Origin of the sequence: Paraburkholderia sp. Ac-20347 (assembly GCF_017104805.1) — a bacterium.
Lineage (GTDB): Bacteria > Pseudomonadota > Gammaproteobacteria > Burkholderiales > Burkholderiaceae > Paraburkholderia > Paraburkholderia tropica.
Window position 1 is genome coordinate 1 of record NZ_JAAGPN010000267.1, and the last position, 11,249, is coordinate 11,249.

At 65.1% G+C, this 11,249-nt stretch carries 9 protein-coding genes and 1 pseudogene; 7 read left to right on the forward strand and 3 right to left on the reverse strand.

Annotated elements, in window-relative coordinates:
* Together G3N97_RS31865 and G3N97_RS31870 are read right to left on the reverse strand one after the other, a co-directional pair.
* Positions 1-119 (reverse strand): annotated as a pseudogene (locus G3N97_RS31865) (succinate dehydrogenase, cytochrome b556 subunit); the annotation flags it as partial.
* A 148-nt stretch (positions 120-267) separates the two neighbouring features.
* Positions 268-1,062: a GntR family transcriptional regulator gene (locus tag G3N97_RS31870; RefSeq protein WP_205996917.1), complete on the reverse strand. Its 795-nt coding sequence runs from the start codon at positions 1,060-1,062 to the stop codon at positions 268-270.
* 564 nt (positions 1,063-1,626) lie between these two features.
* Between G3N97_RS31870 and G3N97_RS31875 the strand changes: the two genes are divergently transcribed.
* The 5 genes from G3N97_RS31875 to acnA all read left to right on the forward strand — a co-directional run bounded on the left by G3N97_RS31875 (position 1,627) and on the right by acnA (position 8,990).
* Positions 1,627-2,610 carry a malate dehydrogenase gene (locus G3N97_RS31875; RefSeq protein WP_065065354.1) on the forward strand — a complete coding sequence of 328 codons (984 nt, stop codon included), beginning with the start codon at positions 1,627-1,629 and terminating at the stop codon, positions 2,608-2,610.
* A 240-nt stretch (positions 2,611-2,850) separates the two neighbouring features.
* Positions 2,851-3,867 (forward strand): aldolase/citrate lyase family protein, encoded by a 1,017-nt coding sequence (locus G3N97_RS31880; RefSeq protein WP_205996918.1) that lies wholly within the window; start codon positions 2,851-2,853, stop codon positions 3,865-3,867.
* 307 nt (positions 3,868-4,174) lie between these two features.
* The gene (locus G3N97_RS31885) at positions 4,175-4,711 is read left to right on the forward strand and encodes a hypothetical protein (protein ID WP_205996919.1); all 537 of its coding nucleotides are present in this window, start codon (positions 4,175-4,177) and stop codon (positions 4,709-4,711) included.
* Between the two features lie 19 nt (positions 4,712-4,730).
* Positions 4,731-6,185 carry a bifunctional 2-methylcitrate dehydratase/aconitate hydratase gene (locus G3N97_RS31890; protein WP_205996920.1) on the forward strand — a complete coding sequence of 485 codons (1,455 nt, stop codon included), beginning with the start codon at positions 4,731-4,733 and terminating at the stop codon, positions 6,183-6,185.
* A gap of 87 nt (positions 6,186-6,272) precedes the next feature.
* The gene (acnA, locus tag G3N97_RS31895; protein WP_205996921.1) at positions 6,273-8,990 is read left to right on the forward strand and encodes an aconitate hydratase AcnA; all 2,718 of its coding nucleotides are present in this window, start codon (positions 6,273-6,275) and stop codon (positions 8,988-8,990) included.
* Positions 8,991-9,199: 209 nt separating this feature from the next.
* Here acnA and G3N97_RS31900 read toward each other — a convergent pair whose 3' ends face one another.
* Complete coding sequence (locus G3N97_RS31900) at positions 9,200-9,802, reverse strand: response regulator transcription factor (protein ID WP_205996922.1); 603 nt, start codon at positions 9,800-9,802, stop codon at positions 9,200-9,202.
* Positions 9,803-10,073: 271 nt separating this feature from the next.
* Here G3N97_RS31900 and G3N97_RS31905 point away from each other — a divergent pair, with 271 nt between their 5' ends.
* Positions 10,074-10,784 carry a TetR/AcrR family transcriptional regulator gene (locus tag G3N97_RS31905; RefSeq protein ID WP_205996924.1) on the forward strand — a complete coding sequence of 237 codons (711 nt, stop codon included), beginning with the start codon at positions 10,074-10,076 and terminating at the stop codon, positions 10,782-10,784.
* Positions 10,781-11,249: biotin/lipoyl-binding protein (locus G3N97_RS31910; protein WP_205996923.1), on the forward strand; the 469-nt coding region annotated here is incomplete at its 3' end. The genes G3N97_RS31905 and G3N97_RS31910, both read left to right, overlap by 4 nt.

An 11,249-nucleotide genomic window follows, 5' to 3' on the forward strand; every position in this document is an offset into this window, starting at 1 on the left:
CCGCTCACGCGGTGACCGATCGATACGCGACCGGCCAACGGCAGGCGGTATGCGAACAATATCTGCCCAATCCCGATGTTCCGGTATTCCGGCCTCGGTTTTTTTGCGGCTTCTGCCATGCTAGACCCCTACTATGTGTTAACACTAATACGCAATTTTACCGCCTTTTCATTTCGCGCTGCAGCGAAATACGCCGTCTGGAAACGCTGTTGCGCGCGAACGCAGGCACGTGGGGAAGGCCGCCCGCACCGGTGCGCGGGCATCCTTTCAACTCAAATCATTGTGATAGTAGTACCCGGTTGTGACATACCAACCGCGGCGGACCTCGACTGGCCGGTCACCATAGGTATAGGACACCCGATCAACCGATAGCAAAGGGAATCCTGCGGGCACGTTGAGGAGATCGGCCACCGCAGGCTCGGCGCCCACCGCGCGGATCTTCTCAGTTGCCCGAATCATGCGCGTGCCGAAGTCCGCTTCGAACATGGCGTAGAGCGGTCCTTTATACTCGGCGAGGCGCTCGGCCGTCAGACCGCGGAACACGCCGCCGGGCAGCCAGATTTCGTCGAGCACGGTGTTCTCGCCGTCGAACTGCAGCAGGCGCTTGATCAGCACCACCGGATCGGCGGGCTTGAGATCCAGTTGACGGGCGATCTCGGCCGACGCGCGCAGGCGGCGGCACTCCAGCAGCTTGCTGATGTGCGGATGTTCGGCGCCGTCATCGGCCAGCAATCTAAGAAAGCGAAACTGGGCGCGGTCTTCGTTGTGCGTCGCAACAAACGTGCCTTTGCCCTGGCGGCGCACCAGCAGGTTGTCGGCGGCCAGTTCGTCGATCGCCTTGCGCACGGTCCCCTGACTCACCTTGTAACGGGCGGCCAGTTCGACTTCGCTGGGGATGATTTCGCCGGGCTTCCATTCGCCGGACTCGAGGCTCTGGGTAATGAGCCCCTTGATCTGCTGATAAAGCGGACTGAAGGTCGGGGACGGCGAAGCGGGCGCAGACGCCGAAGGGCCGCTCTCTGGAGCGGTGGAATTCGCGTTGCTGACCGGGTTCGCACTCATGGCGCGCATTTCAACATAAAGCCCCCCGGAAATCTACCCTTTCGCTGCAATAGATATGTCTTATATAAGACATAAGATACTGTTGACTTTGGCCCTTACGACTCCTACACTGCCGATCGAGCAAGGGTTTGCGGGCGACTCACGGGAGCCGCCGGCAGCATCCACCTCGTGGCCAACTGCGCCGCGGGCCGCCTTGCACATGCTGTTCCTTCATGCAGTAGAGGTTTCGATCCGCCCCGCCCGCGCCGCTGCCTGATTCAATAGCGCCCGCGCCGCGCCCGTGGACCTTCCGAAGCGAGCTGTGGCAGGAGCCGGCACACGCGAAGCGGCCAGCGTCAGGCGTCCCTGTCCAGGGTGTCCCCGTCATTCCCTTGAGCATTGTCGCACCGGTAAACGGTCCGCGGCCCCGCCTCCCGGCGTGCGGCGCGGCGCTTGCAACTCGCTTGCATCCGCCACGCGCGTGCGTTCGGCAAAAGGACCGCCTGATTCATGAACGCTTCGCGTAACGCGCATATAGAATGGCGTTTTACCCTGGCGTCTAACGCATCTTCCTGGAGATTTTCAATGGCTAAGCCCGCAAAGCGCGTTGCCGTCACCGGCGCCGCAGGTCAGATCGCATATTCCCTGCTGTTCCGCATCGCGAACGGCGACCTGCTCGGCAAGGACCAGCCCGTCATCCTGCAACTGCTCGACCTGCCGCAGGCACAAGCCGCCGTCAAGGGCGTCGTGATGGAACTCGACGACTGCGCATTCCCGCTGCTCGCGGGCGTGGTCATCACGGACGATCCGAAGGTCGCATTCAAGGACGCCGACGTCGCGCTGCTCGTGGGTGCACGTCCGCGCTCGAAGGGCATGGAGCGTAAGGATCTGCTGTCGGCCAACGCCGAAATCTTCACGGTTCAGGGCAAGGCGCTGAACGACGTCGCCAGCCGCGACGTGAAGGTGCTGGTCGTCGGCAACCCGGCCAACACGAATGCGTACATCGCCATGAAGTCGGCGCCGGATCTGCCGAAGAAGAACTTCACGGCCATGCTGCGTCTGGACCACAACCGCGCGCTGTCGCAACTGGCCGCCAAGTCGGGCAAGCCGGTCGCGTCGATCGAAAAGCTCGCCGTGTGGGGCAACCACTCGCCGACGATGTACCCCGACTTCCGCGTCGCAACCGCAGAAGGCGAGTCGCTGACGAAGCTGATCAACGACGACGTCTGGAACCGCGACACGTTCATCCCGACGGTCGGCAAGCGCGGCGCAGCGATCATCGAAGCGCGCGGCCTGTCGTCGGCGGCTTCGGCTGCCAACGCGGCGATCGACCACGTGCGTGACTGGGTCCTCGGCACGAACGGCAAGTGGGTCACGATGGGCATTCCGTCGGACGGCTCGTACGGCATCCCCGAAGACATCATCTACGGCGTGCCCGTCACCTGCGAAAACGGCGAGTACAAGCGCGTCGAAGGCCTTGAAATCGACGCATTCTCGCGCGAAAAGATGGACGGCACGCTCAACGAGCTGCTCGAAGAGCGCGAAGGCGTCGCTCACCTGCTGAAGTAATCGGGCAGACCGGCCGGCCTCCCGTCGCCACGCGGCGGGCACCGGCCCCGCGCGCGCCATGCCACATGGCGCGCGTGCGCGAGCGCGGCGCGTTCGTCGCGGGTTCGCAAGCGGTACATGCCGCTGCGCACCCGAGCGCCGCCCGCCTCGCGCCCCTGATCCGCACGCGCCTTGCCTCGAATTTCGCAGGACGCGTCCGAATCCGGTTCCCCCTCCAATATTCGACACCCGCCGCCGAAGATGCGCGCCATCACACCCGCCGAAGTGCTGTTTGACGGCGAAGCGCCGCCGACCATCCTGCCCGCGTGCGATCACTACGCCGGCAGCGAGAAGCTGATGCTGAAATCGCTCGCGCTGCAGCAGCAGCTCGGCCCGGTATTCGACATCACGCTCGACTGCGAAGACGGCGCCCAGGTGGGCCGCGAGGCCGAACACGCCGAACTCGTCGCCTCATTCCTCGGCAGCGAACACGACCGCTTCGGGCGCGTCGGGGTGCGCATCCACGACTTCCACCATCCGCATTGGCGCGACGATGTCCGCCTGATCCTGCGCGCCGCCCGACGGGCGCCGGCGTTCATCATGCTGCCGAAGATCCGCGCCGTGGGCGACGCGGCGGAAATGACGGCGTTCATCGAAGCCACGCGCGTCGAGATGGGCATCGACCAGCCGATTCCCGTGCAGTTGCTGATCGAAACGCATGGCGCGCTCGCGCGCGTGTTCGATCTCGCGGCGCTGCGCGGCGTGCAGTCGCTGAGCTTCGGCCTGATGGACTTCGTCTCCGCGCACGACGGCGCGATCCCCGACACCGCCATGCGCTCGCCCGGCCAGTTCGATCACCCGCTCGTGCGGCGCGCGAAGCTTGAGATTTCGGCGGCTTGCCACGCGTTCGGCAAGGTTGCGTCACACAATGTCAGCACGGAAGTGCGCGATATGGAGGTCGTCGCCAACGACGCTCGTCGCGCGCGCAACGAATTCGGCTACACGCGCATGTGGAGCATCCATCCCGCGCAGATTCCGGCCATCGTGGCGGCCTTCGCGCCGCGCGACGAGGAAATCGCCACCGCCGCCGAGATCCTGCTCGCCGCGCAAAGCGCGCAGTGGGGTCCGACGCGTCACGGCGACACCTTGCACGACCGCGCGAGCTACCGCTATTACTGGTCCGTGCTGCGCCGCGCGCGCTCGACGGGCCGCAGCGTGCCGCAGGACGCCGCGCCGCTGTTCGCGCCGGGCGAGCTGGCACAGGCCGCCGCGTCGTAAGCGGCGCCTGGATCGGGGCCCGGGTTGGGGCCTGAAAACGTTTTCGGCGGCCGCGCACGCCTCTTGCGCGCCGTGCCACAGAGTGAGTCATCGAGGAGACGCTTGCGATGAGCAACACAGTCGATGGAAGCCTGACAAGAGCCTCGGCAAGGCAATTTGCAACAGACCGCAAAATCTGCAGTTCATACCGATAAATAGGTGAAAATAGCGTTCGCTGCGTGCTTTCGGGGCGCGCGCAGTGCATCCGGCGGCTGCAAGGCGCAGCCGCGCACTGTTCAACCGATTTGAGAGATAAAGGTCTGACTCCATGAAGAAATTGCTGATCGCTGCCGTTATCGGCGCGCTGTCCTCGACGATGATGCTGGCCGCGACCGACGCCGCCGCGCAAACCTCGTCGACCACGGCCAAGAAGGCTACGCCGAAGAAGCCGGCTCCGAAGCATCGCATCATCAAGCGCAAGGTCAATCCGGCCAAGGAAGCGAAGGTCGATCCGATCCCGGACGGCTCGGAGCACTGGAATTGCGCGGAAGGCATGCAGTTCGACCTGAAGGGCGACATGGCGCGTGACCAGATCGTCACGGTTCACTGGGCGAACAAGAACTACAACCTGCCGCGTCAAACGACGACGACGGGCGCCGACCGCTTCCACGACGCCGCCACCGGCCTCGACCTGGTCGTGATCCCGACGAAGGCCATGCTGTTCTCGGACAAGGACAGCTCGCGTCTGGCCGACGAGTGCAAGACGACGGCCATGCAGCAAGGCGCACTGGCGCCGACCCAGGCTAACGCGCTGAACCGCAACGCCGCTCCGGCTGCGGGCGCGAGCGCCGCTTCGGGCCAGTAAGAACGGCCGGGACGCCTCGATGTCCGCGCCGAATCCCCATGTCAGGCCACAGCCGGATCAGGTCCTCGTCGATATCGTCGACTACGTCCTGAACGGCTTGCCCGGCGACAGCGCCAGCGCGCTGACGACGGCGCGCTACTGCCTGCTGGACACCCTCGGCTGCGGACTCGAGGCGCTCTCGTATCCTGCCTGCACCAAGCTGCTCGGGCCCATCGTGCCGGGCACGATCGTCCCGCACGGCGCGAAGGTGCCGGGCACCGCATTCCAGCTCGACCCGGTTCAGGCCGCCTTCAACATCGGCGCCATGATCCGCTGGCTCGACTTCAACGACACCTGGCTCGCCGCCGAATGGGGCCATCCGTCGGACAATCTGGGCGGCATACTCGCGACCGCCGACTGGCTCTCGCGCACGGCTGTCGCCGCGGGCAAACCGCCGCTCACCATGAAGCACGTGCTTGAAGGCATGGTGAAGGCGCACGAGATCCAGGGCTGCATCGCGCTGGAGAACGCGTTCAACCAGGTCGGTCTCGACCATGTGCTGCTCGTCAAGCTCGCCTCGACCGCCGTGGTCGGCCAGTTGCTCGGGCTCACGCGCGACGAACTCATCAACGCCGTGTCGCTGGCGATGGTCGACGGCCAGGCGCTGCGCACCTATCGCCACGCGCCCAACACCGGCTCGCGCAAGTCGTGGGCCGCCGGCGACGCCACCGCGCGCGGCGTGCACCTCGCGCTGATCGCGAAGACGGGCGAAATGGGTTATCCCTCGGCGCTCACGGCGAAAACGTGGGGCTTCTACGACGTCTCGTTCAAGGGCCGCCCCTTCGCGTTCCAGCGCCCCTACGGCACGTACGTGATGGAAAACGTGCTGTTCAAGATCGCGTTCCCCGCCGAATTCCACGCGCAGACCGCCGCCGAAGCGGCCATGACGCTGCACGCCCTGCTCGGCCAGCGCGGCAAGAGCGCCGACGACATCGCGCGCATCACGATCCGCACGCACGAAGCGGCGATCCGCATCATCGACAAAACCGGCCCGCTGGCGAATCCGGCGGACCGCGACCATTGCATCCAGTACATGGTGGCCGTGCCGATCCTTTTCGGACGACTGACGGCCGCCGATTACGAAGACGAGATCGCGCGCGACCCGCGCATCGACGCCCTCCGCGCGAAGATCGTCTGCGTGGAAGATCCGCAGTTCACGCGCGATTATCACGATCCCGACAAGCGTTCGATCGCGAATGCGCTGACCGTCGAGTTGAACGACGGCACGACGCTCGACGAAATCGTGGTGGAGTATCCGATCGGCCACAAGCGACGCCGCGAAGCCGGCATCCCGCTGCTGATCGAAAAGTTCAGGACCAACCTCGCGCGGCGCTTCGCCGCGAAGCAGCAGCAGGCGATTCTCGATGTCTCGCTGGATGCGGCACGGCTCGAGGCCATGCCGGTGCACGAGTACGTCGACTTGTATGTGACATGAGCGTGATTCGATCAGTCTTGTACCTGTAAGTACCCGCAGCAAACGTGCAGTAAGCGTTATTTCCGCGATTAAACGAAGGAAAATACCATGGCCCACAACCTCCACAAAACGCTAAAGGAATTCGACAGCGGTTCCGGCAAAGGCAAGTTCTACTCGCTGCCGCAACTCGGCAAGCAGCTCGGCGTGAAGATCGACCGCCTGCCAGTGTCGATCCGTCTCGTGCTTGAGTCCGTGCTGCGCAACTACGACGGCAAGAAGATCGCGGAAGAGCACATCGAGCAGCTCGCGAACTGGAAGCCCACCGCCGCCCGCGTCGATGAAATCCCGTTCGTCGTCGCCCGCGTCGTGCTGCAGGACTTCACCGGCGTGCCGCTGCTCGCCGACATCGCGGCCATGCGCGGCGTCGCCAAACAGGTCGGCAAGGACCCGAAGGTCATCGAGCCGCTGGTGCCGGTCGACCTCGTCGTCGACCACTCGGTGCAGATCGACTACTTCCGCCAGAAAGACGCGCTCGACCTGAACATGAAGCTGGAATTCCAGCGCAATAACGAGCGCTACCAGTTCATGAAGTGGGGCATGCAGGCGTTCGACACGTTCAAGGTCGTGCCGCCGGGCATCGGCATCGTTCACCAGGTGAACCTCGAATACCTCGCGCGCGGCGTGCACAAGAAGGCCGACGGCAGCGACACGGTCTACTACCCGGACACGCTCGTGGGCACCGACTCGCACACCACGATGATCAACGGCATCGGCGTGGTTGGCTGGGGCGTGGGCGGCATCGAAGCGGAAGCCGGCATGCTCGGCCAGCCGGTCTACTTCCTCACGCCCGACGTGGTGGGCGTGGAACTGAAGGGCAAGCTGCGCGAAGGCTGCACGGCCACCGACCTCGTGCTGACGATCACCGAAATGCTGCGCAAGGAGAAGGTCGTCGGCAAGTTCGTCGAGTTCTTCGGCGAAGGCACGGCGTCGCTCTCGCTGCCGGACCGCGCGACCATCGGCAACATGGCGCCGGAATACGGCGCGACCATGGGCTTCTTCCCCGTCGACGACAAGACCATCGACTACTTCAAGGGCACGGGCCGCACCGAAGCCGAAATCTCGGCGTTCGAGAACTACTTCAAGGCGCAGGAACTGTACGGTGTCCCGAAGGCCGGCGACATCGACTACACCAAGACGCTCACGCTCGACCTCGGCACGGTGGCGCCGTCGCTGGCCGGTCCGAAGCGCCCGCAGGACCGCATCGAAATCGGCAACGTGAAGTCGACCTTCGCCGACCTGTTCTCGAAGCCGGTCGCCGAAAACGGCTTCAACAAGAAGTCCGCCGACCTCGCCGCCGAATACACGGCCGGCGAGAAGGTCAAGCTGCATAACGGCGACGTGCTGATCGCCGCGATCACGTCGTGCACGAACACGTCGAACCCGAGCGTGCTGCTCGCGGCCGGCCTGCTCGCGAAGAAGGCCGTGGAAGCGGGCCTGACGGTCGCGCCGCACATCAAGACCTCGCTCGCGCCGGGATCGCGCATCGTCACCGAATACCTGACGAAGACGGGCCTGCTGCCGTTCCTCTCGAAGCTCGGCTTCGAACTCGCGGCTTATGGCTGCACGACGTGTATCGGCAACGCGGGCGACCTGACGCCGGAACTGAACGACTCGATCGTCAAGAACGACGTGGTCGCGGCGGCGGTGCTTTCGGGCAACCGTAACTTCGAAGCGCGGATTCACCCGAACATCCGCGCGAACTTCCTGGCCTCGCCGCCGCTGGTGGTCGCCTACGCGATCGCGGGCACGATCACGCGCGACCTGATGACGGAACCGGTCGGCAAGGGCAAGGGCGGCCGCGACATCTATCTCGGCGACATCTGGCCGACGAGCGAGGAAGTCAACGCGCTGCTCAAGTTCGCGATGGACGCCGACGTCTATCAGAAGAACTACGCGCAGCTCACGAAGAAGGGTGACCTGTGGAGCAAGATCGAGGGCGAGGAAGGTCAGGTCTACGACTGGCCGAAGTCGACCTACATCGCCGAGCCGCCGTTCTTCGGTTCGGACTTCTCGATGACGCCGTCGTCGACGGTCGCCGAGGTCAAGGGCGCGCGCGCGCTGGGCATCTTCGGTGACTCGGTCACGACCGACCACATCAGCCCGGCCGGTTCGATCAAGGAAGACTCGCCCGCCGGCAAGTGGCTCAAGGAAAACGGCGTGCAGAAGGCCGATTTCAACAGCTACGGCTCGCGCCGCGGCAACCACGACGTGATGATGCGCGGCACCTTCGCGAACGTGCGGATCAAGAACCTGATGATCCCGGCGAAGGCCGACGGCACGCGCGTGGAAGGCGGCCTGACGATTCATCAGCCGAGCGGCGAACAGCTGTCGATCTACGACGCCGCCATGAAGTACATCGACGCCGGCACGCCCACGATGGTGTTCGCGGGCGAAGAGTACGGCACGGGCTCGTCGCGCGACTGGGCGGCCAAGGGCACGCAGTTGCTGGGCGTGAAGGCCGTGGTCGCACGCAGCTTCGAGCGTATCCACCGCTCGAACCTCGTGGGCATGGGCGTGCTGCCGCTGCAGTTCAAGGGCACGGACAGCGTGCAAACGCTCGGCCTGACCGGCGAGGAAACGTTCGACATCGAAGGTCTCACCGACGACTTCAAGCCGCAGCAAGACCTGACGCTCGTGATCCATCGCAAGGACGGCAAGGACGAGCGCGTGCAGGTGCTGCTGCGTATCGACACGCCGATCGAAGTCGACTACTACAAGCACGGCGGCATCCTGCCGTTCGTGCTGCGCTCGCTGCTGGCCGCGTAAGCAGGCCGCGACGCATCGCAGTTTTTGCAGGTACCGCGCCCGGCAACGGGTGCGGTTACACTTGGAGCCCGACGCAAGTCGGGCTTTTTTTTCGGCTGTTTTTGCGCTGCGTGGTCTTCCGTTTTCCGGACAGACTGGGCGCGGCCAATAAAAAAGCGCGTCACCCGCGACGCGCTTTGCCCTCCATGCGCCTGAACGCGCACAGCGACTCAATCGATCAGTTTGTTCAACGTAGCAAACTCGATCAGCGCCGCCAGCGACGACACGCCCAGCTTGTCGAGCACACGCGTCTTGTAGGTGCTCACGGTTTTATCCGACAGACCGAGCCGCGCAGCGACGCCCTTGTTGCTCATGCCGCGCGCGAGATATTGCAGCACCTCGACCTCGCGCGGCGACAGCCCGTTGAGCGCGACGTCGCGGCCGCCGCCGCAACTGCCCGCCGGGAAGCAGTCGTAACCGAGCAGCACCGCCTTCACCACGCCGCACAGTTCCTCCACGCCCCGGCTCTTGCTTACATAGCCGTTCGCGCCCGCGATTCGCGTGTGGTTCGCCATGACCTGCTCCGGCTTGGCCGACAGCACGATGACGCGCGTGGCGGCCTGCTTCGCGCGGATGCCGCGAATGACCGACAGACCGTCGAGCTTCGGCAATTCGAGGTCGAGGATCACCAGGTCGGGTTGCAGCGTCTGAACGAGATGGAGGCCCTCTTCGCCGTCACCGCATTCGCCCACGAGTGCGTATTCGGTGTTCAGCACGTTGGCGAGCATCTTGAGGACGATCGGATGATCGTCGATGACCACGATGCGCTTCATTTGTTGTTCCATTTTCTTTTTGGGGCATGAACCGGGCGTACCTTGCGGCACAAACTCACAGACTGAACGACCCCCTCTTCTTTTTGTATAGGAAAGTTCCGAAAGGAAGCCTGATTGAGTCAAACGGGTTAACCCCTTGCGCAAGCGCATTGGATTTAACTAATGCGTGAATTAGACTGAAACGATGAACACACGTGCAGTCACCGCCGGATCGTCCAGCCGGGCCGCCGTGAAAGCGCGCGGCCGGCGCCGCCATGACCCCGACCTGCACATGCGCGAGCGCCTGCTGGCCGGCGCCACGCAACTGTTCGCCGACCAGGGCATCGCCACCACCACCATGACGCAGATCGCCGCAGCCGCCGGCGTCACATCGGCCATGGTCCATTACTACTTCACCAATCGCGAAAAGCTGCTCGACGCCGTGGCCGACGAGCGCATCGCGCCCGCCATCGCCTACGTGTGGGGCGGCGAAGGCAGCGAGGTCGGCGGAATCAGCGGAGACGGAGAAAGCGCCGCCCATCCACATGCGCTCGTGCAGGCGCTCGTCGAACGGCTATTCGACGTCACCGCGCACATGCCGTGGCTGCCGCCGCTCTGGCTGCGCGAGATCGTCAACGAAGGCGGCCTGCTGCGCGAGCGCATGCTCAAACGCCTGCCCATCGAGCAATTGCAGCGCTTCACCGCGCAGATCGGCGCCGCGCAGCAGGCGGGCGCCGTGAATCCTCACCTCGAAGCGCCGCTGCTGTTCATGTCGATCCTCGCGCTCGTCATGTTGCCGCTCGCGACCTCGAAGCTCTGGCAAGGCACGCGCGGCCTGCCGAAAGTCGAGCGCGAGGCGCTGCGCCGCCACGTCACCGCGCTGCTCGCGGGCGCGATGCGCATGCCGGAAGACACGGGCGCACAGGCGGGCGGCGGCGCGGAAACTGCCGCGCGCCCGAGCACTCACGCACGCACGCGCCGCGCGCTGGGAGCCCGCTCATGAGCGCGCGCATCGCCCTCGCCTTCCTTGTTGCGGCCGCTGTGCTAGCCGCCTGTTCGCGCCACGAAGCGCCGGTCTACCAGGGTTACGTCGAAGGCGAGTACGTCTATCTCGCCTCGTCGCAATCCGGCACGCTCACGGAACTCGACGTCCAGCGCGGCCAGCAGGTGGCCGCCGCCGCGCCGCTGTTCGCGCTCGAATCCGTCGACGAAACCGCCGCGCTCGACGAGGCACGTCACCGGCTCGTGGCGGCGCAGGCGCAGTTCGCCGATCTGCAAACGGGCAAGCGTCCGCCCGAAGTGCGCGTGACCGAAGCGCAGCTCGCGCAGGCCGAAGCCAACGCGCACAAAGCCGCGCTTCAGCTCACGCGCGACGAGGCGCAGTGGCGCGCGGGCGGCATCGCCCAGGCACAGCTCGACGACTCGCCCGCGCAGCCCCGCAGCACCGGGAGCGGAACACCGGACTGGA